Origin of the sequence: Fibrobacter sp. UWR3 (assembly GCF_900143055.1) — a bacterium.
GTDB lineage: Bacteria > Fibrobacterota > Fibrobacteria > Fibrobacterales > Fibrobacteraceae > Fibrobacter.
On sequence record NZ_FRCW01000008.1, the window covers coordinates 118,929 to 144,062 of the forward strand.

Annotated in this window: 22 protein-coding genes; 13 read left to right on the forward strand and 9 right to left on the reverse strand. The window is 55.1% G+C overall.

What is annotated here, in order from left to right:
* The first annotated feature begins 10 nt into the window (after positions 1-10).
* Entirely contained in the window at positions 11-445 is a 435-nt protein-coding gene (locus BUA44_RS11270) for a dUTP diphosphatase (RefSeq protein ID WP_072812057.1), read from the forward strand.
* Between the two features lie 477 nt (positions 446-922).
* A complete protein-coding gene (locus tag BUA44_RS11280; protein ID WP_178348792.1) occupies positions 923-1,276 on the forward strand; it encodes a helix-turn-helix domain-containing protein in 354 nt (117 codons plus the stop codon).
* A 31-nt stretch (positions 1,277-1,307) separates the two neighbouring features.
* On the opposite strand, the gene BUA44_RS11285 is transcribed toward BUA44_RS11280, so the two are convergent.
* The gene (locus BUA44_RS11285) at positions 1,308-1,523 is read right to left on the reverse strand and encodes a hypothetical protein (protein WP_143151967.1); all 216 of its coding nucleotides are present in this window, start codon (positions 1,521-1,523) and stop codon (positions 1,308-1,310) included.
* 146 nt (positions 1,524-1,669) lie between these two features.
* On the opposite strand from BUA44_RS11285, the gene BUA44_RS15725 reads away from it, so the two are divergent.
* On the forward strand, positions 1,670-2,731 hold the full coding sequence (locus BUA44_RS15725) for an FISUMP domain-containing protein (protein ID WP_178348793.1): 1,062 nt from the start codon (positions 1,670-1,672) through the stop codon (positions 2,729-2,731).
* 250 nt (positions 2,732-2,981) lie between these two features.
* Positions 2,982-3,965 (forward strand): diaminopimelate dehydrogenase, encoded by a 984-nt coding sequence (locus BUA44_RS11295; RefSeq protein WP_072812067.1) that lies wholly within the window; start codon positions 2,982-2,984, stop codon positions 3,963-3,965.
* A gap of 488 nt (positions 3,966-4,453) precedes the next feature.
* On the opposite strand, the gene BUA44_RS11300 is transcribed toward BUA44_RS11295, so the two are convergent.
* Positions 4,454-5,839: a TrpB-like pyridoxal phosphate-dependent enzyme gene (locus BUA44_RS11300; protein WP_072812070.1), complete on the reverse strand. Its 1,386-nt coding sequence runs from the start codon at positions 5,837-5,839 to the stop codon at positions 4,454-4,456.
* 131 nt (positions 5,840-5,970) lie between these two features.
* Here BUA44_RS11300 and BUA44_RS11305 point away from each other — a divergent pair, with 131 nt between their 5' ends.
* Both BUA44_RS11305 and BUA44_RS11310 read left to right on the forward strand, forming a co-directional pair.
* On the forward strand, positions 5,971-6,162 hold the full coding sequence (locus BUA44_RS11305; protein WP_072812072.1) for a hypothetical protein: 192 nt from the start codon (positions 5,971-5,973) through the stop codon (positions 6,160-6,162).
* Between the two features lie 98 nt (positions 6,163-6,260).
* Entirely contained in the window at positions 6,261-7,181 is a 921-nt protein-coding gene (locus BUA44_RS11310) for an NAD-dependent epimerase/dehydratase family protein (protein ID WP_072812074.1), read from the forward strand.
* A gap of 1 nt (position 7,182) precedes the next feature.
* Here BUA44_RS11310 and BUA44_RS11315 read toward each other — a convergent pair whose 3' ends face one another.
* The 3 genes from BUA44_RS11315 to nspC all read right to left on the reverse strand — a co-directional run bounded on the left by BUA44_RS11315 (position 7,183) and on the right by nspC (position 9,381).
* Positions 7,183-7,746 carry a manganese efflux pump MntP gene (locus BUA44_RS11315; RefSeq protein ID WP_072812076.1) on the reverse strand — a complete coding sequence of 188 codons (564 nt, stop codon included), beginning with the start codon at positions 7,744-7,746 and terminating at the stop codon, positions 7,183-7,185.
* Positions 7,734-8,147: a tRNA (adenosine(37)-N6)-threonylcarbamoyltransferase complex ATPase subunit type 1 TsaE gene (tsaE, locus tag BUA44_RS11320; RefSeq protein WP_072812078.1), complete on the reverse strand. Its 414-nt coding sequence runs from the start codon at positions 8,145-8,147 to the stop codon at positions 7,734-7,736. Before tsaE ends, BUA44_RS11315 begins: the two co-directional genes overlap by 13 nt.
* A 106-nt stretch (positions 8,148-8,253) precedes the next feature.
* Positions 8,254-9,381 carry a carboxynorspermidine decarboxylase gene (nspC, locus tag BUA44_RS11325; RefSeq protein WP_072812080.1) on the reverse strand — a complete coding sequence of 376 codons (1,128 nt, stop codon included), beginning with the start codon at positions 9,379-9,381 and terminating at the stop codon, positions 8,254-8,256.
* Positions 9,382-9,488: 107 nt separating this feature from the next.
* Between nspC and BUA44_RS11330 the strand changes: the two genes are divergently transcribed.
* Genes BUA44_RS11330 through BUA44_RS11340 form a run of 3 tightly spaced genes read left to right on the forward strand, consistent with a single transcriptional unit; the run spans position 9,489 to position 11,974 of the window.
* A complete protein-coding gene (locus tag BUA44_RS11330; protein ID WP_143151968.1) occupies positions 9,489-10,250 on the forward strand; it encodes a hypothetical protein in 762 nt (253 codons plus the stop codon).
* Between the two features lie 9 nt (positions 10,251-10,259).
* On the forward strand, positions 10,260-11,243 hold the full coding sequence (locus BUA44_RS11335; RefSeq protein ID WP_072812084.1) for a FecCD family ABC transporter permease: 984 nt from the start codon (positions 10,260-10,262) through the stop codon (positions 11,241-11,243).
* On the forward strand, positions 11,240-11,974 hold the full coding sequence (locus tag BUA44_RS11340) for an ABC transporter ATP-binding protein (RefSeq protein ID WP_072812086.1): 735 nt from the start codon (positions 11,240-11,242) through the stop codon (positions 11,972-11,974). The genes BUA44_RS11335 and BUA44_RS11340 overlap by 4 nt, the downstream gene beginning before the upstream one ends.
* Here BUA44_RS11340 and BUA44_RS11345 read toward each other — a convergent pair.
* From BUA44_RS11345 to rho, 3 genes are all read right to left on the reverse strand, one after another.
* Positions 11,971-13,293, reverse strand: a complete 1,323-nt coding sequence (locus BUA44_RS11345; RefSeq protein WP_072812088.1) for a sigma-54 interaction domain-containing protein — start codon at positions 13,291-13,293, stop codon at positions 11,971-11,973. The two genes, BUA44_RS11340 and BUA44_RS11345, sit on opposite strands and share 4 nt — an antisense overlap.
* Positions 13,294-13,394: 101 nt before the next feature.
* Entirely contained in the window at positions 13,395-14,201 is an 807-nt protein-coding gene (gene proC, locus BUA44_RS11350) for a pyrroline-5-carboxylate reductase (protein WP_072812090.1), read from the reverse strand.
* A gap of 54 nt (positions 14,202-14,255) precedes the next feature.
* Complete coding sequence (gene rho / locus BUA44_RS11355) at positions 14,256-16,181, reverse strand: transcription termination factor Rho (RefSeq protein WP_369806415.1); 1,926 nt, start codon at positions 16,179-16,181, stop codon at positions 14,256-14,258.
* A 288-nt stretch (positions 16,182-16,469) separates the two neighbouring features.
* On the opposite strand from rho, the gene folK reads away from it, so the two are divergent.
* From folK to panC, 3 genes are read left to right on the forward strand one after another with little or no spacing between them, the layout of a single operon-like run.
* A complete protein-coding gene (gene folK / locus BUA44_RS11360; protein WP_072812092.1) occupies positions 16,470-16,979 on the forward strand; it encodes a 2-amino-4-hydroxy-6-hydroxymethyldihydropteridine diphosphokinase in 510 nt (169 codons plus the stop codon).
* Complete coding sequence (locus BUA44_RS11365) at positions 16,979-17,629, forward strand: deoxynucleoside kinase (protein WP_072812093.1); 651 nt, start codon at positions 16,979-16,981, stop codon at positions 17,627-17,629. Before folK ends, BUA44_RS11365 begins: the two co-directional genes overlap by 1 nt.
* Positions 17,630-17,638: 9 nt before the next feature.
* The gene (gene panC / locus BUA44_RS11370) at positions 17,639-18,490 is read left to right on the forward strand and encodes a pantoate--beta-alanine ligase (RefSeq protein WP_072812095.1); all 852 of its coding nucleotides are present in this window, start codon (positions 17,639-17,641) and stop codon (positions 18,488-18,490) included.
* Between the two features lie 519 nt (positions 18,491-19,009).
* Here panC and BUA44_RS11375 read toward each other — a convergent pair.
* Complete coding sequence (locus BUA44_RS11375) at positions 19,010-22,054, reverse strand: CHASE2 domain-containing protein (RefSeq protein WP_072812097.1); 3,045 nt, start codon at positions 22,052-22,054, stop codon at positions 19,010-19,012.
* A gap of 63 nt (positions 22,055-22,117) precedes the next feature.
* Here BUA44_RS11375 and BUA44_RS11380 point away from each other — a divergent pair, with 63 nt between their 5' ends.
* Positions 22,118-25,117 carry an FtsK/SpoIIIE family DNA translocase gene (locus BUA44_RS11380; protein WP_072812197.1) on the forward strand — a complete coding sequence of 1,000 codons (3,000 nt, stop codon included), beginning with the start codon at positions 22,118-22,120 and terminating at the stop codon, positions 25,115-25,117.
* Positions 25,118-25,134: the final 17 nt, after the last annotated feature.

The window sequence follows — 25,134 nt, forward strand, 5'->3', positions numbered from 1 at the left end:
TATTTGCACCATGGCCTCACAGACGATTAAAATTCAATATCTCGACGATTCTATCACGCGCCTCACGTATGTGGGTGGCAAGTCCGACTGGATTGACCTTGCGGCGGCGGAGACCGTGACGCTCAAGGCGGGGGAGTTCAGGCTTGTTCACCTGGGGGTCGCGATGAAGTTGCCCGAGGGGTTCGAGGCGCATATCGCCCCGCGCAGTTCCACGTTCAAGAATTTCGGTATTCTGCAGGCGAATTCCGTGGGCGTGGTGGATTCCAGCTACTGCGGCGCGAACGACTGGTGGAAAATGCCCGTGTACGCCACCCGCGACGTGACCATCGAGAAGGGGAGCCGCATCGCTCAGTTCCGCATCATGGAGCAGCAACCGACGCTCACCTTCGAGGAAGGCCCGCTTGAAGGCGCCGACCGCGGCGGCTTCGGCAGCACGGGAATCTAGAAGGATTGCGTCTAAATCTCGTATTTCTGTTTTCTTTCTGCTATTTTTGTATATTATTCCCTGACAGGCACTGGTAGCGGATTTCCGCCTACAAGCCACGTTCGACAATAAAGTCGGCTTTTTGATTATATCCCCAATGAATATTGGGAGTTTTATATATCAAAAGCCGGCTTTTTTTGTTTGTTAATGTTCAACTCTATTGACGGATAATCAAAAATTGATTATATTCAACTATGTACAATGTAACCATAACCAAAAAGGCGGAACGTTCGGCAAAAACGATGCCTAGAGCGGTGCAGAACAAGCTGAAGGCTCTACTGCAATCACTAAAGGCTTCGGGACCTATACAACCACTTTTCTGGCATTACTCAAAACTAGGCGATAACAGGTATCATTGTCACATCGCCTTGAATTGGGTTGCTTGCTGGACATGCGAAAATGGGTCGATAAATATTGAGGTATACTATGTTGGCAGTCGTGAAAAAGCCCCGTATTGAAATCCGCGCGAAGCACATCCCTGCTCCGCTTGTCAGGTTTTTGAAGGACACCTACAAACCTGAAAACGTGGCGGTCTGCAAAAACGAGGATTCGATTCCCTTCGAGGAGTCAGACTGGTTCAAGAACCTGGATTCCACCCCCGGCGAAATGATTGTCGCGAACCGCGATTTGCGCAACTGGTCGCAGGTCACTCTCGCCGAGAAACTTGGAATTCAGGTCCAGAACCTCTGCGCCATGGAAAACGGACGTAGGGCGGTATCCCGCAAGATGGCGGTAAAGCTCGGCGAAATCTTCGGAACGGATCCTGCAGCATTCTTTGATTTTAGCAAGTAAAGGGGGATGCCTCCCCTATGATGGATTTTTGCTATGAATTCATCATTCCTTTGATGAATTTTTCGGCATCTGCGGCTTTTGCTCCGTTTTTGATTTCGGAGATGGCTTTGGAGAGTTCGGCGCAAACATCGTCCAGGGGCGTGATTCGACCGTTGTGCACGTCGTCTATGCCCTTTTTCATCCTAGCGTAAAAGACTTCGTCCGACTCTTTGAGAGCAAACATGCGATTTTGCTTATCGTATGACATGAAAACTTCATAGACAATTGTCTGCGAGTAAATATAATTTAATTGCTATGTCATATTATGACAAAATTGGGCCTATGCGGAGTGTTTGGTCACGGGGTGGTTGTTTTGGGGCGGGGTATAGGTTATATTTAGGGGTGAGGTTTTTTATGCTGAAGAAGTTTGTTCTGGGGAGTATGGTTGTGGTGGCGGCGTTGCTTGGCAATGCTTGCGGCGATGACGACAGCAGTTTTGCCCCGCGTGACGAGGATTCATCTTCGTCCATTTGCGAAGACTGCGACGATGCCAGCAGCAGCTCTGCGAAATCCTCGTCGAGCGTCACACCGCAGTCGAGCAGCAGCGAGACAAGTGTGTCCAGTAGTTCAGCGAAGTCCTCGTCGAGTGTCACGCCGAAGTCGAGTAGCAGTTCAGCAAAGTCCAGTAGCAGCTCGGCGAAGTCTTCTTCGTCGGTGTCTAGCAGCTCCGCAAAATCAAGCAGCAGTTCTGCGCAATCCAGCAGTAGCGAATATGTGCCGTTCGACCACTCGCAAACGTTGGCCGGTGCTTACAAGGTCGGCGAAAATGCATACAAGCAGTTTACTGACACGCGCAATGGCCGTAGCTACTATTACATTACAATCACGTCGGATTACAGCGGGAAATCTGTCACTGTCATGGCCGAAAACCTGAACATTGGCAAAATGGTTCCAGGAGCCGATGATCAGAACAATGACAACGAAATAGAACGTTACTGTTACAAAAACGATACCACTAAGTGTGACGAGTTTGGAGGCCTTTACCAGTGGGCAGAGATGATGCAACTGCCTAGCCGCTGCAACACGGAAAGTTGTGCCGATCTTATCAAGGAAAATCATCGGGGAATTTGTCCCGAAGGCTGGCGATTGTTCACGTACGATGATTATGTGATTGTCCGAGGTTATAAGGATGAATACGATGACGGTATCAAAGGATTATGTTCGTCATGGGGCTTTAGCGGAACGAATGCGAGTGGATTCTCCCTTACGGGGGGTGGTTTGAGAAGGGCGGCGGGCGTGTTTGATGATGTAAAAACTGCAATCCATTGGGCGTATCCACAGGAGCATGATTATGATATGGCTACGGTGGTGCATTCTGCGTATGTGACAGCTTCTGCCGGAGGTGAAACTGATAAAGATAAGGGAAGTCGGAAAGCCTTTGGCTATTCCGTCCGTTGTGTGATGGTCGAAAAATAACCACAACGAAGACTTTCTTCATCATCAATCATCCATTATACATCACTTTTAAAAGCCGGGGCGTTGCGGGGCGGCGAGCGCCCGCTCGAGGGGGTTGGTGGCAACGCAGTGCCGCCGAGGGGGAGCCTTCCCCCTACCAATTTGATATGAATTTCTCTCTCATCCCTAACCACCAACCACTAACCACTAACGGACTTCGTCCTACTTTTCCTATATTTTCTACGCAAAAATTTTTAACAAGGATATTGTTATGGCAAAGATTGCTATTCTCGGTTACGGTAACCTGGGCCGCGGTGTGGAATGCGCCGTGAAGCAGGCTCCGGATATGGAACTCGTCGCTGTTTTCACCCGTCGCGACCCCGCTACGGTCAAGATCCAGACGGCGGGCGTTCCGGTGCTGAACGTCTCTGAAATGGAAGCCTGGAAAGGCAAGGTGGACCTGCTCATCATCTGTGGCGGTTCCGCGACCGACCTGCCGGTGCTCACCCCGAAGTATGCCGCCATGTTCAACGTGATCGATTCCTTCGACACGCACGCCAAGATTCCGCAGCACTTCGCCGCCGTCGACGCTGCCGCCAAGTCTGCCGGCAACATCGCGATGATTTCTGTGGGTTGGGACCCGGGCATGTTCAGCCTGAACCGCGTGTACGCCCAGTCCATCCTTCCGGAAGGCAAGGACTACACGTTCTGGGGCAAGGGCGTTAGCCAGGGCCACAGCGACGCCGTCCGCCGCATCAAGGGCGTGAAGAACGCGAAGCAGTACACCTGCCCGGTGGAAGCGGCTCTCGAAGCCGTGCGTAGCGGTTCCATGCCGGAACTCACCAGCCGCCAGAAGCACACGCGCCTGGTTTACGTGGTGGCCGAAGAAGGTGCCGACAAGGCCTACATCGAAAACGCCATCAAGACGATGCCGAACTACTTCGATGAATACGACACCACGGTGAACTTCATCAGCGAAGAAGAATTCAACAAGAACCACAGCGGGCTCGCTCACGGCGGTTTCGTGATTCGTACCGGCAAGACCGGCATGAACTTGGAACACACCCACGTGATTGAATACAGCCTCAAGCTCGATTCCAACCCGGAATTCACGACCAGCGTTCTCGTGGCTTACGCCCGCGCGGCTCTGCGTATGAAGGCTAACGGAGTGACCGGTTGCAAGACCGTTCTCGACGTGCCGCCTGCATACCTCAGCACTCTGAGTGATGAAGAATTAAGGGCTCACTGCTTGTAAGAGTTTGTTAAAAAAATGCAAAACCAGCCGTTATATAGCGGCTGGTTTTTATATATTTTCAACAATCCAACAATGGACAAATTCATTTATCAACAACCGTACAAAACATTTCAACAAAAAAAGCGAATCGGACTGTGCAATTTCTTCTTATTGTTGTTCTTTATACTCTTCTTTTTTTACTTTTTCCGTTAAGGCCATTTGAAATATTTGTTCTAAGTCTCCTATTTTTCATGGTGACAATTTTGGAAATAGGGTCTTTCTTTTTGCATCGGAAATTAAAAAAATATGATAACAGCCCCAAAGTAAAATCAGTTAAAGAAAAAAAAAGAAAATGACGACATGAAGGCGGCTCACGGTTTATAAAAAACGCTCCTGGATCCTTCGTGCTTTGCTCTCAGGATGACAATATGATAAGCCCCGGATTCTATCCGGGGCCTTTTAAATTTCTGAAAGATCCCCGCTCGGAGGCGGGGATGACAAATTAGGGATTAACCCTGAACCTTCGGGAGCTGGGCGAGGCTCTTCGCGATGTCTTCATCCGTCGGGATGTAGTCGCTCATTTCGCCGTCGTTGAACTTCTGGTAGGCGACCATGTCGAAGTAGCCCGTGCCGGTGAGGCCGAACACGATGTTCTTCGCCTGGCCGTTTTCCTTGCACTTGAGCGCTTCGTCGATTGTCGCGCGGATGGCGTGGCTGGATTCCGGAGCCGGGAGAATGCCTTCGGTCTGGGCGAAGAGCTTGGCGGCTTCGAACACCTTCGTCTGCTCGACGGACGTTGCGCGAATCACCTTCTGGTCGTAGAGCTCGGAGAGGATGGTGCTCATGCCGTGGTAGCGCAGGCCACCGGCGTGGTTGGCAGACGGGATGAAGCTGGAGCCCAGCGTGTACATCTTGGCGAGCGGGCAGACCTTGCCGGTATCGCAGAAGTCGTAGGCGTACTTGCCGCGGGTGAAACTCGGGCAGCTTGCCGGTTCCACGGCGAGAATGTCGTAGTCGGCTTCGCCACGGAGCTTTTCGCCGACGAACGGGCTGATAAGGCCACCGAGGTTGGAACCACCGCCGGCGCAACCGATGATGAGGTCGGCCTTCACGCCCAGCTTGTCGAGGGCAGCCTTGGTTTCGAGACCGATCACGGACTGGTGCAGCAGCACCTGGTTCAGCACGGAACCGAGAACGTAGCGGTAACCCGGCTGCTTCACGGCGGCTTCAACAGCTTCGGAAATGGCGCAGCCGAGGCTACCCGTGGTGCCCGGGAATTCGGCGTTGATCTTCTTGCCGATTTCGGTGGTCATGGAAGGCGACGGGGTGACGCTTGCACCGTAGGTGCGCATCACTTCGCGGCGGAACGGCTTCTGCTCGTAGGAGACCTTCACCATGTAGACCTGGCAGTCCAGTCCGAAGAAGGCGGTGGACATGGAAAGTGCCGTGCCCCACTGGCCAGCACCCGTTTCGGTGGTCACGCCCTTGAGGCCCTGCTTCTTGGCGTAGTAGGCCTGCGCGATGGCGGAGTTAAGCTTGTGGCTACCGCTGGTGTTGTTGCCTTCGAACTTGTAGTAGATGTGCGCCGGAGTGCCGAGCGCCTGTTCCAGGAAGTAGGCGCGGACGAGCGGGGAGGGGCGGTACATCTTGTAGAAAGTGAGAATATCTTCGGGAATTTCGAAGTAGGCGGTATCGTTGTCGAGTTCCTGTTTGATAAGTTCGTCGCAGAACACGGGCTGCAGGTCTTCGAAGGTCACCGGCTTGCCGGTACTCGGGTTCAGGAGCGGCGCGGGCTTCTTCTTCATGTCGGCACGGACGTTGTACCATGCCTTCGGGAGTTCGTTTTCGTCGAGGTAAGTCTTGACCGGACCATCAAGCTTGAGCGAATTTCTCATACTAATTCCTTTTTTTGAATTTTTAACGCACCAAATATACCTTAAAAAAAGAATGGTTGACAAATCAAAAAAATAAATTATCTTGAATAGACACCCCTCTTATCCATTTTCGCTTTTCACAGGTACGATTTATGGCAATTGACAGCAGACTTTTGACAGGACAGTGCTCCTCGCTGGAGGAGAACAGGTTGGACCACACGCTTTCGGCAACGGCGAAGGTTATGCCGTTACATCCGGGCGATAAGCGCCCGAGCGTCCACCGCACTCCGTGTAAGTCAGTCCGCAGGGGGAAGTCGGGCGAAACTGCCCGCACAACTACGTGACTTTTTCACTTATTGTATAGTTCCTTTCTATAAAATCATACTATTTTTAGGGGAGTTCGTGCGGGTTGAACGTACGGGTTTAAATAGTGAGGTTTTCTATGCGTGTTTTCGTTACCGGCGGAACAGGTTTTATCGGTCACTACGTTGTAAAGGCGCTTCTCGAACGGGGGCACGATGTCGTTATCGCGACCCGCCACCCGAACAAGGTGCCCTCGCTTGCGGCAAAACCCAACGTGAGCTTTGTCGAGGCCTCACTTACCGATTTCGACAAGATGGGCGAAGGCCTCAAGGGCTGTGACGCCTGCATCCACATTGCGCTTGGCTGGGGCGAAACCCCGAGCACCATGCTCATGAACGACACGCGCGCGACAGTAATGCTTTTGGAAATGGCGGCAAAGGCCGGTTGCAAGAAGTTCATCCAGACGAGCAGCACCGCCGCGATGGGCCGCATGCGCCCGGTGATGCGCGAAGTTACGAGCAACCTTCCGATGGACCTGTACGGTGCCACCAAGGCGGCGGGCGAGGCCTACGTGCTCGGTTTCCGCCAGGGCTACGGCAAGAACTTCCCGCATGTCACCATGCAGAGGAACATCATCCGCCCGGGCTACACCTTCGGTAACCCCGCTTTCCCCGACGGCTGTTCCCAGCCCGACCGCCGCTTCTTCGACATGGCCCGCGCCGTGAAGGATGACCGCGATATCGAGATTGTCAAGAACGACGGCACGCAGTTCATACACGCGAGCCAGCAGGCAGAACTCTACATGAAGGTCCTCGAGAGCGACAAGAACGAAGAAATCTTCCTCGGCCTGGGCGAGGTCTGGATGAGCTGGAAGGAAATCGCAGAGATGATGATTTCCCTGAAGCCCGGCTGCAAGTCGAAGATTGTGGAGAAGGACCTCGGCTGGGGCGACGACCCGATGCTCTTTGACGTGAGCAAGATTAAGGACCAGTTTGGCCTTGCCTTCGATGCGCACGATTTTATGATGGACCACGTGAAGTGGACCTACGAGCAGGCGTAAGCTAGAACAGCATCTTCACGCCGATTGCAATCAGAATAATCCCCGCGATAATCTCGGGGATTTTTGTTTTGAAGCGCTTGGCGGCGTGCCTGCCTATCTCGTACCCGATGACGCCCATGGCAAAACTTGCCAGTGCGATTGCGGAGGTGGCAAGCGCCATGTTCGCATTTATGAACGCGAAGGAAATCCCTACGGCAAAGGCGTCGATGCTTGTCGCTACCGAAAGGAGCAATATGTTTGCTATGGTGAGGTTCTTCGCTGCAATCTTTTCGCCTTCTTCTTCGCCGCTGTCCCCGCGGATTGCGCCCCATATCATGCGGCCTCCCAGAATGCAGAGGATGGTGCAGGCGATGGGCGTGCCTACGGAACTGAACCAGCGTTCGGCGAAGCTCCCGAGAAAGTACCCGAGGAGAGTCATGACGCCCTGGAATACGCCGAAACTAACCGCCTGGAGCAGCGCTCGGCTATAGCGGATGCCCGACTTGGAAAGCCCGGTGGCAATGGCGACGGCAAAGCAGTCCATGGCCTCGACGATGGCGATAACTATGTTTTCTACGATTCCCATTTTTCGACGGTCACTTCGCGGACGTTTTCCGAGACAATCTCGATGTTAATCTTATACGTGACATCGTACGTCTGCCCGTCAAGCCTTTCCGGCCATTCGATTAGCGTGACGCCCCTGGAAAGGTAGTCGTGGTCGAACCCGACCTCGTACAGTTCCGCACCCGGTTCCAGGCGGTAAAGGTCGAAGTGGAAGAGTGGCGGGTCGTTCGGGTATTCGTGCAGAATGGTGTAGGTGGGGGAGCAGACCGAGCCTTCGAACCCGAGGCCCTTGCATATCCCGCGGCTCATCACTGTCTTGCCCGCGCCGAGGTTCCCGTACAGCGCGACCATGTCACCCGCCTTGAGCGACTTCCCGAATTCCACGGCCCAGTTGTACGTCTCTTCTTCGCTGTTAAAAATCATTACATCCTTCCCGCAATAAACATCCCGCACCCCGCAATAAACATCTCGCAACCCGCAACACTAATAACCAATAACTAATGACTAATGACTAATGACTAATGACCAACTACAGCTTGTCTTTAAACTGTTCGTACGTGAACTTGTGCAGCAGGTGGAACTTGCCATCCATATCGAACTTGCCGATGCTCGGGTGCCTTACCCCGTTGAAGAACGTAGTCTTCACCATGGTGTAGTGGATCATGTCTTCGAAGATGAGTTTGTCGCCCACCTGGAGCGGCTTGTCGAAGGAGAAATCCCCGAGCTGGTCGCCCGCAAGGCACGAACATCCGGTTAACTTGTATGTAAACGCCTTCTCGCCGGGCATCCCGGAGCCCGTAACGGCGGGCCTGTAGGGCATCTCGAGGCAGTCCGGCATGTGCGCGCTGATGGACACGTTCAGGATGGCGATGTCGACTTCGTTGTGCACGATATCCTCGACCGTCGTCACCAGTTCGCCGGTCTGCCAGCCGACCGCTTCCCCCGGTTCCATGATAACCTCGACTCCCGGATGGCGTTCCATGAACCCCTTGAGGATGCGCACGAGTTCGTCCCTGTGGTAATCCTTGCGGGTAATGTGGTGGCCGCCGCCGAAGTTCACCCACTTCATGCGGTCGATGTACTTGCCGAAGTGCTTCTCGAAAGCAGCGAGCACGCCTTCGAGCGCGTCGGCGTCCTGCTCGCACAGGGCATGGAAGTGCAGCCCCTCGATCCCGTCCAGCAGTTCGGGCTTGAATTCGGCTTCGGTTACCCCGAGCCTCGAGTGCTTGCCGCACGGGTTGTAGATATCGGTCTCGACTGTGGAAAATTCCGGGTTTACGCGTATGCCCGCGCTGACGCCCGCCCTGAGGGTCTTTTCCTTGAACCGCGCCCACTGGCTAAAACTGTTGAAGCTGATGTGGTCGGCAAGCGAGAGAATCTCGTCGATTTCGTCGTCGGAATACACCGGCGCAAACACGTGCACCTGCTTGTTCATTTCCTCGCGGGCGAGGCGCGCCTCGTTCAGGCTCGAAGCCGTGGCTCCGGCAAGGTACTTCCCGATGAGGGGGAATGACCGCCAGAAACTGTACCCCTTGAGGGCGCAGATGATGTGGACTCCGGTCTTTTTCTGGATATCGTCCAGAATTTCCATGTTTTTTACGAGTCTTTTTTCGTCCAGGACGAAGCAGGGGCTGGGTACTTGGGTGTAATCGAGCATGCCACAAATATAAAATTGTTGCCTTATTTTGTGTAGTATGCTTTTTTATGCCGTTTTTTTGTGATTTTGGTGGTCATTTTTCCAAACCTTTAACTAAATTTAAAGCGATGATTTTGTCTATACATAAGTGCTTTTTCGCAGCGTTCGTATCCCTTGCTTTTGCTGGGGTGTCTTTTGCTCAACAACCTGTCGATTCCGTCGTCGCATCCCGTGGGGCGCAGGCGACCCTCGACGAAATGATTCAGCACAAGCTGGATTCCTTGAACTCCGCTAACCAGTCCAGCGCCCCGAAGGCCAATACCGATAGCCTTGCGAAGGCGAAGGCCGACAGCGTGCGCAAGATGATCCAGGCGGGCAAGTATGTCCAGCGTGCCAAGTACGACAAGAGTAACTTCGACCACTGGAAGGTCGATACGCTTTTCCAGAAGAAGGTCAAGGACCAGGTCAACGGCGTGTGGCGTACTCCTATCGTTGCCCACGGCCATGCCTTCCGCGATGCCGAACTCCAGTTCAACATGAACGATACGCTTACGGGTGCCACACGCACCTATGCGTCCGCCGACCGCTACCAGAAGACGGGTGACTACGCTTACAAGGCCCGTTACCGCTTCGACAACGATTCTTCCATGGTGACCCGCGAAGTCTTCCGCGACCGTCAGGTCATCCGCTGGGACTACGTGACCTTCAAGATTGCGGGCGATACGCTCAAGCACAACCTGAAAAAGCTCGAGTTCCGCGACCTGAACGACAACTGGCTCAATGCTCTCCAGGGCTTCGAGAATGTTCCTCCCGAGAACTACATTCGCGACCAGAAGGAAACCGAAAAGCTCAAGAAGCAGGACCAGGCTAGCGCCAAATCCAAGAAATAAGGACCGCTCATGCGGCGTAACCTGATTTGTTTCGGAACGCTATTTATTGGCGTTCTGGTTCTTTTTGCTTGGACCTTGGTGTCCGGTCCGGTCGACGTTTCCCTTTCCGACCTTGCCGTTGCGCTGCTTAGCCCCGACAGGGCGGAACCCTTCCATGCGAAAATCCTGTGGGAACTGCGGTTCCCGCGTGCGCTCGCAGCCGTACTTGCGGGTGCGTCGCTCTCCGTTTCGGGCCTCTGCCTGCAGACCGTTTTCCGTAACCCGCTGTGCGGCCCCTACGTGCTCGGCATCAGCAGCGGGGCGAGTCTCGGGGTGGCGCTTGCCCTCCTTGCCGGTTTCGGGTTCGGCGCGTTCGGCGTGCTCGGGGCGGCATCGCTCGGGGCAATACTCGTGACGCAGGTGGTATTGGTCCTCGCCTCGAGGTTCAAGAATGCGTCGGTGCTCCTTGTGGCGGGGCTCATGGTCGGCTACTTCGTGAACGCGCTTGTGAACGTGCTCGTGGCAGGCGCCGATGCGGAAAGCCTGCAGGCTTACGTGTCGTGGGGGCTTGGCGGGTTTACGCGCCTTACGCTCCCGGCTGTTCCCGGGTTCATTGCCGCGAGTGCGGTGGGGCTTGCGCTCGTGCTTGTCTCGATGCGGTACCTGAATGTGGTCCGCATGGGCGACGACTTTGCACGCGGGCTGGGCGTTGCCGTGCGCCGTTCCCGCATATTGGTGCTGCTCGGGTCGAGCATCCTCGCGGGTGCAACTACCGCCTACTGCGGCCCCGTGGCGTTTATCGGTATCGCCGTCCCGCACCTGGCCTTCATGGTTTTCCGCACCACGAACCACCGCATTCTTTTGCCGGGTGTTTCGCTGTGCGGTGCGTTCCTCGCGCTGCTCGCGGGCCTGTTCCCGGTATCTATCCCGCTCAATGCGGTGCTGAGCATCGTGGGCGTTCCTGTTATTTTGTATGTACTCCTGAAAGGCAGTAACCGCGGAGGTGCGCTATGAGCGTGATTCTCGAGGCCAAGGCCCTACAGTTCGGGTATGCGGCGGGCCAGCCGTTTTCGCGTGCTTTTGACTTCGCGCTCGATGCGGGCGAGGTCGTTGCCCTGATGGGCGAGAACGGTTGCGGAAAGAGCACGCTGCTCAAGACATTTGCGGGGATGCTCGCGCCGCTTGCAGGCAGTGTCGCGATACAGGGCCGCGACGTTCATGACCGCGAGAAGGGCTACACCCTGCAGGAACTCTCGAAGCAGGTGACGCTCATGCGCATGAACATGGCACCACCCGACCGCATGACGGTGCAGGAATTCGTGAGCCTCGGGCGTACCCCCTATGCGGGCGTGTTCGACGGGCGTTCCGCCGAAGATGAATCGATTATCGAGCAATCCATGGAATCGCTCGACGTGAAGCGCTTTGCGGGCCGTGCGGTCTGCGAACTGAGCGATGGCGAGCGCACCCGCGTGTACCTTGCCGAGGCGATTGCGCAGAGCGTGAACGTGCTCCTGCTCGACGAGCCGAATGCGTTTTTGGATATTCCCCGCAGCCACGCGCTGTTCCGTACGTTGCGTTCCCTTGCCGCCTCGCGCGGGATGGGAATTGTGGTCTCGACGCATTCGGTGGAATATGCGCTCCGGTATGCCGACCGCATCATGGTAATCGATGGTGGGGAAGTGAAGGTCGCCGCAGCAGGTTCTGCCGAACAGAGCGGCCTTCTGGACTGGGCCCGCGCGGACTAGCGCAGTTCCTTGATGTTTACGCCGAGGCGGGAAAGCCTGTTGTAGAGCGTGGTGCGCAACATCCCGAGCTTTTCGGCCGCAAGGCTGACCGACCCGCCGCATTCGTGAATCTTTGATTTCAGGAAGGCGATTTCTTGCTGTTGCTGCATTTGCTGGAACGCATCGTAGCTCTTGATGCCCGTAGTGGCGATGCCCTGGCTTTGGTATTGCGGGTGCGAGGCCATTTCCTCGATTTGCAGGTCGTCTGCCGTAATGATTCCCGGATTGGTAAAGCAGAGCGTGCGTTGGATAACGTTTTCGAGCTCGCGTATGTTTCCGGGCCAGTCGTGGTTCCGCAGTTTTTCGATAGCATCGGGCGAGAGCGTGTAGGGCTCACCTGCGGGGGCGTACTGCTTTATGAAATACTTCGCGATATCTTCTACGTCTTCCTTGCGTTCGCGCAGGGGGGAGATATGCACGGGAATCACGTTCAGGCGATAGAACAGGTCTTCGCGGAAACGTTTCTCGAATATTTCTTCGCGCAGGTCGCGGTTCGTTGCCGCGATTATGCGCACGTCGATATGGCGGGTCTTGTTTGCGCCAATCGGGCGAATTTCCTTGTTCTGGATAACGCGCAGCAGTTTCACCTGGGCGTGCAGGGGCATGTCGCCGATTTCGTCCAGGAATATGGCACCGCCGTTCGCGTCTTCAAAGAGCCCGATGCGTTCGTTCTGCGCTCCGGTAAACGCGCCCCGCGTATGCCCGAAGAGCTCGCTCTCGAATAGCGTCTCGGGAATGGCGCTGCAGTTCACCACCACGAACTTGTCGTACATGCAGGCGATGGCCTTTGCCACCAGGTCCTTGCCGACGCCGGATTCGCCCTGGATGAGCACCGGGCCCGAACTCAGGATGGCGCGTTCGACCGTCTTGCGGAGGGCCTGCATCGATTCGCTCTTGCCCACGAGGTGGCTCATGCGCTCGTTGAAGATTTGACGTGCCTTCTGGATTTCCTTGAGGCGGGCAATCTTGCTCATCAGGTGAAGCCGGAGCGATTCCACCGAGAGAAAAATGTCGTAGAGGTTGCCGGGAATGCCGCCGTATTCTTCCGGGTTTTCGGCGTAGGCGAGAATCATGGTATCGGGGCTAGTCGTGCGTATGCGGGTAAGCGCCGCGGTACTTTCGCCCCCGAAGGAATCCATGTCCCAGATGACGATAGGGGAGAGCCGCGCCGGAATGGAAGTTTCGGAGTGAGTCTCTACCGAGTAGTCTACGGAAGAAAGAACGTCCTGTATGAACGAGGACGTTGCTGTATCTTGCGAGAAAAGGTCAATCGAGGACATGGGTAATGGATCAGGTCACTAGTCATTGGTCAATGGTCATTGGCTTTTTCATAATCGCGGCTACGCCAACTAATAACTAATGACCAATGACTAACAACTAATTATTTTCCCAGTTCCTTACTGCGTTCGGTACCGGCGACTACGGCCTTGATGAGGCTAGAGCGGAAGGCACCCTCTTCGAGGGCATCCACGCCTGCAATTGTCGTGCCGGCGGGCGAGCAGACCATCGCGCAGAGGTCGCTCGGGCTCTTGCCCGACTGCTTCACGAGTTCGACGCTGCCTTCGATGGTCCCGAGGGCGAGCTTGAGGGCCACATCGCGGGTTAAACCGGCTTTTACGCCACCGCGGGTAAGGCCTTCGATAAACTCAAATACGTAGGCGGGGGCACTACCGGAAAGTCCGGTGACGGCGTCCATGAGGCTTTCGGCGACGCGGCAGGTGACCCCGATGTTCCCGAAGATTTCTTCGGCAGCCTTGAGGGTCGCCTCGTTGACGCCGTCCGTCGCGAGCGCGACGGTGCCCTTGCCGACAGTGAGCGGCAGGTTCGGCATCACGCGGAGCACCTGGTTCTTTGCGCCGAGAACTTCGGTGAGGTTCTTGCGGGCGACACCCGCCATGATGCTCACGAAAGTCTTGACGCCCTTGATGGCCTTGACGGCGTTCTTCCATTCCGGTGCGACGAGCTTGAAAATCTGCGGCTTAACGCAGAGGAAGGTAATGTCTGCCTTCTTGACGCCTTCCGCGAAGTTCTTCACGCGGACGCAGCCGAGTGCGCTTACCGCAGCCGCGGCAGCATCGCTCGGGTCAAAGAAGAAGATGGACTTGGGGTCAACTTTCGCATTCAGGAGCCCGCGCAGGATTGCGCCGCCCATGTTGCCCGTGCCCGCAAAGAAAATTTTCTGGTTCATATCAATAATCCTTTAAAAATTATCAATCATCAATTATCAATTATCAATTAATTATCATCCATTCATGGACGTGAGGAAGTCGCGGTTCGTCTCGAACATCTTGAGCTTGTCGCGCATGAATTCCATGATTTCGACGGTAGTCATATCCTGCAGGTAGCGGCGCAGCACCCAGACGCGGCGCAGTTCCTCGTCGCTAAGCAGCAGTTCTTCCTTGCGGGTTCCGGACTTGAAGATATCGATGGCCGGCCAGATGCGCTTTTCGGCGATGCGGCGGTCGAGCACGAGTTCCATGTTGCCCGTACCCTTGAATTCTTCGAAAATCACTTCGTCCATGCGGCTGCCGGTCTCGATGAGGGCCGTACCGATGATGGTGAGGGAGCCGCCGTTCTCGATCTTGCGGGCAGCACCGAAGAAGCGCTTGGGGCGCTGCATGGCGTTCGCGTCCACACCGCCGGAGAGAATCTTGCCGGAATGCGGAATCACGACGTTGTTCGCGCGGGCGAAGCGCGTGATGGAGTCGAGCAAAATCACCACGTCGTTGCCGTGTTCCACGAGGCGCTTTGCCTTCTCGAGGACCATGTCGGCCACCTTGATGTGGCGCTCGGGCGGTTCGTCGAACGTAGAGGCGAGCACTTCGGCCTGGATGTTCTTGCCGGCGTTTGCCGCATCGATCTTGAGACGGTCGATGAGCTTCCTCATTTCGGTCACTTCTTCGGGACGTTCGTCAATCAGGAGCACCATGAGCTTCACCTCGGGGTGGTTCACGGTGAGCGCCTGCGTCACGTTCTGGAGCAAAACCGTCTTACCGGTGCGCGGGGGAGCGAGGATAATGCTGCGCTGGCCCTTGCCGATGGGGGTAAAGAGGTTCATGATGCGCGTGCTGAATTCGTCCTTCTTCCATTCCAGATTGAGTTTTTCGATCGGGTGGATGGGGGTGAGGTATTCGAATGCGACGCGGCGCTTCGTCTTCTCGGGCGGTTCGAAGTTCACCGTGTCGATGCGCATCAGGGCAAAGTACTTCTCGCCTTCGCGCGGCTGGCGCACCTGGCCCGTGATGGTGTCGCCCATCTTGAGGTCGTAACGGCGGATGATGTTCCTGCTGATGTAGATGTCGTCGGGGCCGGCGAGGTAGTTGTGGTCGGGGTTACGCAGGAACCCGTGGCCGCCTTCCGGAATAATCTCGAGTACGCCTTCCGTGTAGATGGGGGTCTCCTCGCCACCGGTAGAAGAAAGGATGCTGTACACGAGCGCCTGCTTGCGCATCTTCTTGCAGTCTTCGATGCCGAGTTCTTCGGCGCGCTGCTGCAGTTCGAACATCGGAAGCCCGCGGAGTTCGCGCCACTTAGCCTTTGCGGCCGCCACTACTTCGGGAGGCGGCGGGGGCAGCTGGATGCTCTCGTCGATAAAGTCGTCTTGCGGGAGGTTCCTGTTGTGGCGGTTCTTGTTCTTGTTGAACTTGTTGAACTTGCCATTGTTGTTGAACTTGCCGTTGTTATTGTAGTTCCCGTTATTGTTGAACTTCCCGCCGTTCTGTCCGTTGTTTTGGCCATTATTCTGACCGTTATTCTGGCCATTGTTCTGCGGGTTGTTCTGGCCGCCCTGCTGCTGGGCCTGCTTGTTTTCGCCGTTCTGCGGGGCATCTGCCGGGGCTGCGGGCGCATTGTTCTGCGGGGCGTTTTCACTAGACGGTTCGGCCTGAGCCTTTGTTTCTGCCTGGACCGGATTATCGTTCTTTTCCGTACGTTCTTTTTTTACCGGAGCCGCTTCCTGTGCGGGGGCTTCGGCAGCCACGTTCGGGGCATCGTCTCCCTTGGCCTTCTTGGCGGGGCGTCCACGGCGCTTGGGGGCACCTTCTGCCGCGTCTACGCCCGGAATGGGTGCAGCGAGGTCGCCAAGTTTTTCATAGTCGATAGATTTGTCCAGGTCGATGGTATCGGAAAGTAATTTCGGTTCGTCTTGAACCTTCTTTGTTCTAGGCACTCTACGTTCCTTTGTCTAGTTGTTTTTATGGGAAATTGTGAAATGATAAACTGTTTAACGAGAAAAAAGGGAGATAAAAATCCCTTTGCTGAAATATTTATGGGAATATTCGATTCCCTCAGGAATCACGTATAAAATATAAAAAATTGAAAAGTCTGTCAAAAAAATTGCCTTCTGTGCGGTATTTTTTTTGTAAAATCGTCAAGTTTTCAAGAAATTCCATAAAAAACACATTTTTTGCTCCAGAATGTCAGTAAATTGACACCTTGAAAAAACTATATTGGGGTCGTGGATTCATTAAACCGCGTATTTATTGCTTTGGGTTCAAATCTCGCTCCCCGGTATGCAAGACTTGCCGAGGGGCGCGATATGCTGTCCCGTATTTCCTCGGGAGGCTGGCTCGAAAGTCCTATATACGAAACTCCGCCTGTAGGCCCAGAAGGCCAGGGCCCGTACTTTAACCAGGTGGTGAGTTTCTGGTACGACGGTGAACCGAAGCGCCTGCTCCATTACTTGAAGGGTGCGGAACTCGTGCTCGGGCGTAAACCCCGCGGGCACTGGAATTCACGCGAAATCGATTTGGACCTGCTCTATTTCGGGAACAGGGTCATGGCTGGCCGACCGACCATCCCGCATGTAGAAATCCCCAATAGACAGTTTGTGCTTGTACCGTTGAACGACATCGCACCCGACTGGGTGGACCCGTTGAGCAACGTTACCGTGAAGGACTTGCTTGCGCAGCTTTTGGAAAAGGAATCGAAGATTCCGTTCCGGACCATAACCGCGGAGGAACCCTAATGCTGACCGAAAAAGGTGTACATTTTCTCGCCATAGAAGGCGTCATCGGGGCAGGGAAGACCTCCCTCGCGCGGATTATCGCCGAACGCTGGAACGGACTCTGCATCGAGGAAAACTTCGACGAGAACCCGTTCCTCGAGAAGTTCTACGAGAATCCGGAGCCCTACGCGTTCCAGACCCAGCTGTTCTTCTTGCTCGACCGCCACAAGCAGTTGCAGAACTACGCCATGCAGAGCGACCTGTTCCACGACCTTATCGTGAGCGACTACACCTACGACAAGGACGCCATATTTGCGGCCCAGAACCTTTCGGACAGCGAGTTCGCGATGTACGAGCAGATATCCAGGACGCTCGACCGCGACGTGCCGAGGCCCGACCTGGTGGTTTACCTGCAGGCGAGCATCCCCACGCTGTTAAACCGTATCAAGATGCGCGGTCGCCCGATGGAAAGGAACATCGAGGGCAACTACTTGAAAGATCTCCAGAGCAGGTTCGACCTGCATTTCTGGCATTACCCGTACGCGCCGGTGCTTATCATTAACACCGACCACATAGACTTTGTCCACAACGAGAACCATCTGAAGCTTGTTTTAGATGCTATCGCAGCCTGCCCACAGCAGACGACTTACTTTGTCCCAGAAGGAAATTAAGAAGGTTATATGCAAATCATCAAGTCAATTGAATCTCTGCGCGAAACACTCAAGCCGTTTCAGAAGGAGGGAAAGAAAGTCGGTCTTGTCCCTACCATGGGGGCGCTACACGATGGCCACGGTGCCCTTATCAAGGCTTCCGTGAAAGATTGCGACATTACGGTTGTCAGCGTGTTTTTGAACCCGATTCAGTTCGGCAGGAATGAGGATTTGGACAAGTACCCCAAGAGGCTCGAGGCCGACGCGAATTTCGCTGCCTCGCTCGGGGCGGATTATGTTTTTGCACCGAGTGTAGCCGAGATGTACCCGAACGGTGACCCGCTCACGCTTGTCCGCAACGAGTCGCTCGAATGCCTTTACTGCGGTGCCTACAGGCCCGGGCATTTCCGCGGCGTGTTGACCGTCGTTTCCAAGCTTTTCTTGATCAGCAAGGCGAATCACGCCTATTTCGGCGAGAAGGACTACCAGCAGCTCTTCCTTATCGAGCGCATGGTGAAGGACCTGAACTTCGATATCGAGATTCACCGCGTGCCTATCGTGCGTGAATCTACAGGCCTTGCGATGTCTAGCCGTAACGAGTACCTTTCTGTTGACGAACGCAAGCAGGCACTCGCCATTTCGCGCGGCCTGAACGAGGCGAAGGAAGCCTACCTTGCCGGCGAAAGGGGAGTGTCGAAACTCCGCGATATCGTGGTGAAGTCGATTGTGCTGAGCCGCGGCCAGGTGCAGTTCGTGGAAATCGTGAACCAGAATGACTTGCAGAAGTATTCGGGCGTGCTCAAGCCGACCGACAAGGTCGTCGTGCTCGTCGCCGCCTTCTTCGGCAAGACACGACTCATCGATAACATTGAATTCAACTGACACGCAGTGTCATACCGAAGCATTGCGTAGCAAGGCAAGAGTATCCATATAATATGGATACTTTGTTTTTGTTGCGCTAAATGGATACCCTTGTGCCTTCGGCACTTCGGTATGACGTTTTTATAAGCACCGCTAGGTGCCCACGCACAAACACGCTAGAAGCGGTTTAATTTTTAACCTGCTTCTCGTCGAAGGCCGCAGGGACTAACAGTGGTAAGCGACCGTTCGCGTTACACTTTGGTTTTTATACTCAGTATAACGCTCACTCCCACCTAAAGGTGGCCATGTACACTAAGGCAACAAGTTGCCAAGTGTCCAAAGGTCGCCACCACACCTCGTTAATACGAGGTGCTTGTGACTCACGGCCTTCGTCAGCGCCCGAATTCTGTAGTTTACTGCTACAAACTATTTTCTGCCAGAGCAATCTATTGTTTTTTTGCGTAGAGGATTGCTTCGCAAAGCGAACACTGGAACGAAGTGATTGTGTGAGCGTGCGAAGTAATCCTTGAAGCAAACTAACTATTTACTTGTCGCGGTAAACACACCGTCCCATTCCTCGCCAGGCTTGACAGGCGGGTTTTCCCTGTACGTCTTGCAGCGCTCGATATACACGAGGCTCGGGCAGCTCTTGCTTCCCGGGTCGCGTTCGGGCAGGTGCGGCTCGTAATCCAGGCACTGCGTAAACAGTTCGATGGCCTTGTCCCATTCCATGGCGAGGTATGCCGCACGTGCCTGTTCCCAGATTTCCACGAGTTTGAGGAGAGTTTCCTCGTTCTCGCAGCCGGTCTTGGAGAGCAGTTCGAATGTCTTGACAGGCTGGCTCTTACCCACCACGCGGATAGTGTCGAGCGAGCGGTAAATAAACAGGCCCGGTTCCAGGTGCTTCTGCGTGTCTTCACTAATTTGTATGTACGCGCCGTACTGCTTGGCCGCACTCTCGAGTCGTGCGGCGAGGTTCACGGCGTCGCCCATCATGGTGTAGTTCTTGCGCATGGTAGAACCCATGTTACCCGTCACTATGTCGCCCGAGTTGATACCGATGCGCATGTGCATATCGTGCACCACCTTCGGCCACTTGTCGCCTTCGCTGGCCCACTTTTTACGGAGCTTCATGAGTTTGCTCTGCATGTCGCAGGCGGCGCTACAGGCGCTCTGGGCGTGGTTCTCGAGGGGCATCGGTGCACCGAAGAATGCAATGATGGCGTCACCTTCGTACTTGTCTAGCGTACCCTTGTTGCTCAGTAGCGTGTCGGTCATTGCCGTCAGGTATTCGTTCAACAGGTCCACGAGTCGGCTCGGGTCGCCAATCTTTTCGGAGAACGTGGAGAAGCTTGCGATATCGGTAAAGTATGCGGTGATGTTCGATTTTTCGCCACCGAGGGTCGGCATAATCTCGTTGTTCACCATTTCGTCGATCAGTTCAGGCGAAATATACTGCTTGAACGCGTTGTCGAGGAATCGCTTTTCCTTGTTTTCGTAGTAGAACTGCACAATCAATGCGGCGATGTTCGTGAGCAGCATGGCGAGCAGTTGCTTGGAAACGCCGATGTAGAGGCCGTCCTGGAAGTAGCGGAACGCGATGAATGCATACAGGCCCATGAGAATCATCGAAATTGCAATCGATATGTAGCTCTTGATGAAGAGGCCGAGCAACATGCAGAGGATGGCGAGCAGGATTACAATGACCTGCTGGTGTTTTTCGGCGAGGTTCACAATATAGTTGTCGTTCAGGATATTCTGGATGATAGTCGCGTGTATGAGCACCGCCGGGTTGTTTTCTTCGTGAGGACCCGGCACAAAGTCGAACAGGGCAGGAGCGGCAGAACCGAGGATGAAAACCTTGCCCTGGAACATCGCCTGGTCGTGACGGTTCATGGTCACGTCGTAGTAGGAGAGGTGCTGGAACGGGCGGCTTTCCTTGTCGGTATTGAAACGCCCGATGTAGTTCACGAGGTAGCGGCCGTAGTTGTCGATAGGCACGCGCTTTACGGGGCCAAAGCGGAATTCTTCGCCGGACTTCAGGTTATCCACCTTCTCGTTCGGGGCGTTCATAATATCGCGGATGACCTTGTCGGTCAAGATGACGAGGCTAGATTTCCATTTTTTTTCGGCCTTGTCGTAGCGCACGTCCATGTCGATGGAAAGGTGCTTGGGTTCGTTTTCGGGGAGAACCTTGAGAGAATCCCTGAAGAACCGCAGCGTGTTGAGCGTGGAGGGGACTATGTTGAATTCCTCCTCGCTTTTTGCGTCGGTCACGAGGAACAGATTGTTGATTTCTGCATCTTCCTCGTGGGTAATGGAAACCCCTTCGAACACTTCGAGCGTTTCGCCTTCCGGAATGGCGAGGAGGGAATCCCCGTCAATCTTGTCGGCAATATTCAAAAGCAGTTCAGAAACATCCTCGTCGAGCGCCTGCCCGTCAAAGAGCGAAATCTGGATTTTCCCGTCGCTGTTCTTTTTCGCGATAAGTTTCTTGGATATATCGATGATTTCGTCTGTCGCAATCTGCTGGGCGTCCTTGTTCTTGAGGAACTTGCGCAGTTCGGTGAACATCGGGTAACTGAACTGCGGGAAAGTCGTGTGGAATATGCCCGTGGAATCGCGGTAGATGCCGAAGGGCTTGCCGAGCTCGATGTATTGCCCCATCTTGATTTTAACGTCTTTTGGGTCGAGGTGGAACAGGTGCATCACCGTCATGAGCGACATGGTGGAGTACACGCGGCTCGGGACATCGGGATAGGCGTAGGGGTTCGGGAAGCGGTAGAGCATCGACACGTGACGCACCACGCCGTCATCGTCGGGGTAGGCGTTCACGGAACCCATGCGGGCGCCGGCCCGGGCAAGTTCGGGATAGATGTTGTCGAGGAGCGTCTTGGGTTCAACGTGGGTGATGGAATCAACCTGCGAGTTGTCGAACGTGGAACTGAACCCGAGTTCCTCGGCGCGCTCATAGGTGGCAAGCTTTTCCCATACGGACTTGTGGCTGAACGAGGTCGAGTCGTCCATCATGAAGCACACGATGGCGTTCCCGCTCTCCTTGATGTCCTTGATCATGAGGGAGTCGAAGTTGTAGTGCGAACGGATGTCCGAAAACAGCGTGTCCCAGGGCTTTGTGGAATCGAGAGAGTTCAAGATGCCAATCGTCTGCTCGGCTTTTTTTTGCCCGAAGTCCGCGCTCTTGAACAGAATATCGAAGCCGATTGCCGACGCTCCGCCCTCGCTCAGGTTCTTGATGACGTTTGCATGGATGGAACGGTCCCACTCGTTGTAGTTGCCCAGTTTCGTAAGCGCGTTCTCGTCGATATCGACAATCATGATGTTGGGCTCGAAGCTGTGGCTCATCGAGACCTTGCCATCCTTTTCCAGCTTTTCGAATGTCTTGCCGGTCTTTATCTTGAAGAACTGGTCGTAGAAAATGTTCTCCATGTCCTGCGCCGCCGTCTTCGTGACGTCGATGTAGGGGTCCTGCGAATTTCCGAGGAGGAGTATGAGAAAGACAAGTATACTTGTAATCGCCGTACCGACGAGAATCTTCTTAATCTTTTTCAATATTTTTTTATTCATGTAATCAAGTATAACAAAAGAATAAAATGTATATTTCCGAAGGTATTGCCCCAGGAGCGCATTTTGGCTGCACAAAAAAAGAAATCCTCTAAAAAAACAAGTACTAAATCGAAGGGAAAGTCCCCTGTTGAACCCGAAACCCCGTTTATCGCCCTGCTTGCGGGCTGGTTCTTGGTTGCTTTTGGCGTAATCCTCTTGCTCGGGTGCGTCAGTTCGGTGTATAGCGGCTCGGACGGGAACTGGCTTGGCCCTTATCTCGGCAAGCTGATTCCCGACTTTTTCTGTTTCGTTTTCGGCAAGCTCCCGGTTGTAGCCTTTATTGCAGGCCTTGTGCTTTGGGGACTCTTCGTCGCCATCCGTTCCGTGCGCCCGCATATACTGAGTTTCGCGATTGGCTGCACCCTGCTTACGCTCGACCTTTCGTGCCTCATGGCGCTCAAGACCTACGGCCTGGCTCAAGTCGGCCGCGATGTGATGATGATGAACGGTGGCATCGTGGGTCAGTTCTTCTGCCAGAACATCGCTATCCCCGTGTTCGGGAAGGTCTCGTTCGTAGCGCCGCTCCTGCTGCTCCTTACGGTGCTCGTGCTCATTCTTGTGCTCTCGTTCGGGCTTCGTCCGCGCCACTTTGCGTTTATCGCAAGCGGGACGCGCTGGTTTGTGGGCCTGTTCCGCAAAAAGCAGGAAGAAAGCGAGGATGGCGACGAGCCGGAAGAAACCGACGTGGAACCCTCGAAGCCTCTGCGCCGCGGAATTTCACTGATAGACGACGACACGCTCTTCCGTGAACCCGACGGCTACAAGATCAAGCGCCGCGGTGAACTGAAGCCCTTTAGCGCACGCAAGAACTGGATGGATTCTCCCTTGATGGATCGCGGGGACGAGGCCGGTTCGGGCGAAACGACAATTGCACCGATGATGAATGCTACGATGCCGGCTGCACCCGCAAGGACCATGGCTCCGGCAGAAACGGCCGCGCCGGACCTGTCGGGCGAGGATCCCGAAATCTTGCGCTTGGAACAGCAACTGCGCGATAACTACCGCAACATGAGCGCACTGGAAATCAAGGATATCAAGGACAAGATTGCGGAAATCCGCCGTGCCCGCGAAGAAATCAAGTGGGAAAACGAGCGCAAGGGCAACCTCGTGGTGAAGGGTGCCGTGCGCGGACAGCCCGGCGATGAGCCTGCAGGCCGCCCGGCTGCCGCTCCGGAAGACGCTACTGTTGCCGCGGGCGCAGCCTCCGAACCGACGCTTGTCGCGGGAGCCAGGACGACCCAGGCGAATGGAACTATCGGCGGGTTCCCGGGTAGTGAATCCCCGGATGAAGATGCGACTGCGGGTGGCTTTGATTCTACGGCATCGGGAAGCACGGAGGGCGAATCTGCGGACGATGACACGTTTATGCCCGAGATTGTCACGAGCGACGATGTGGAACGCGACCCGACCATGGGGCAGGACCCGAGCTACGTGGCCCCGAACCAGATTGGTACATCTTCTTCGGGCAATACGACCGTGGGCGGTGCCGCGAACGGGATTCCGCAGCCTGACCCGACGGTGCATTACGACCCGTACCGCATTCCGACGGTGGACGAGATTCTCGACGCGCACGACCCGCAGCCTGCGGACTACACCGTGGAAGAACTCAATGCGATTGGCCGCATGCTCGAGGAAAAGCTCGAGAACTTCAAGGTGAAGGGGAAGGTGGTCGGCTGCGAGACCGGCCCCGTGATTACGCGCTTCGAGGTGGAACCGGGCCCGGGCGTGAAGGTAAGCCAGTTCAGCGCGCTGCAAGATGACCTCGCGATGGCCCTGAAGGCGGTCTCTATCCGCATCCTCGCGCCGATTCCTGGAAAGGGAGCCGTGGGCATTGAAATCCCGAACCGCAAGATGCAAACCATCTTCGGGCGCGACATCTTCGAGAGCGAGGCCTTCAAGCCCACGCCGGACAAGATTATCATGGCCCTCGGTAAGGATATCTCCGGCGAGCCGTTTACGATGGACCTGGCGAAGGCCCCGCACCTGATGATTGCGGGCCAGACCGGTTCCGGTAAATCCGTGTGCATTAACGCCCTCATGGCGAGCATGCTTTTGAGCAAGACTCCCGATGAACTCCGCATGATTCTCGTGGACCCGAAGGCGGTGGAACTCAAGATGTACGAGAACATTCCGCACCTGCTCGCTCCCGTGATTACCAAGCCCGAAGTCGCTATCCAGGCGCTGCAATGGCTTTGCTACGAGATGGACCGCCGTACCGAAGTGCTCGCGAAGGCGAAGGTGCGTAACCTCAACGGCTTTAACGAGAAGTTCGATGCGGGCCTGCTCCCCGAAGACGTGCCCGATACGGACCGCGGCCACCGCATGGCGTTTATCGTCGTGATTATCGACGAAATGGCAGACCTCATGATGGTCGCCGGGAAGGAAATCGAGAAGAACGTGAGCCGCCTTGCCGCAAAGGCGCGCGCCGTGGGTATCCACTTGGTGCTTGCAACCCAGCGCCCGTCGGTGAAGGTGATTACCGGTAACATCAAGGCGAACCTGCCGACGCGTATCAGCTTCAAGGTGGCCTCCCAGGTGGATGCGCGTACCGTGATGGACCACGCCGGTGCCGAGAAACTGCTTGGCCGCGGCGATATGCTGTTCAAGGCGGTGAATGCACCCGACCCGGTGCGCGTACACGGTGCATTCCTGAGCGACGAGGAAGCGGAAAAACTTGCCGATGCCTGTAGCAACCAGAACGTCTGTTACCCGCAGCTCGAGACCTTCGAGGTCGAGGAAGCGGGCGGGGAAGGCGATGACGAAGAAGGCAATGCCGCCATGAACGAGAAGAAGGACAAGCTCCTGTTCGAAGTGGCCAAGTGGGCCATTGAATGCGGGAACGGTCTTTCTACTTCTGCCGTGCAGCGCCACTTCAGCGTGGGTTACAGCCGTGCGGGCAAGATTGTGGACCAGCTTTACGGTATGGGCCTGTGCGCCCGCAGTACAGGCAATTCCAAGCCCCGCGCGATGCTCATCGGCATGGACGAACTCATGCAACTCGAACGCTCCGGCGCGTTTAGGTAGCAACTATTGACTAATGA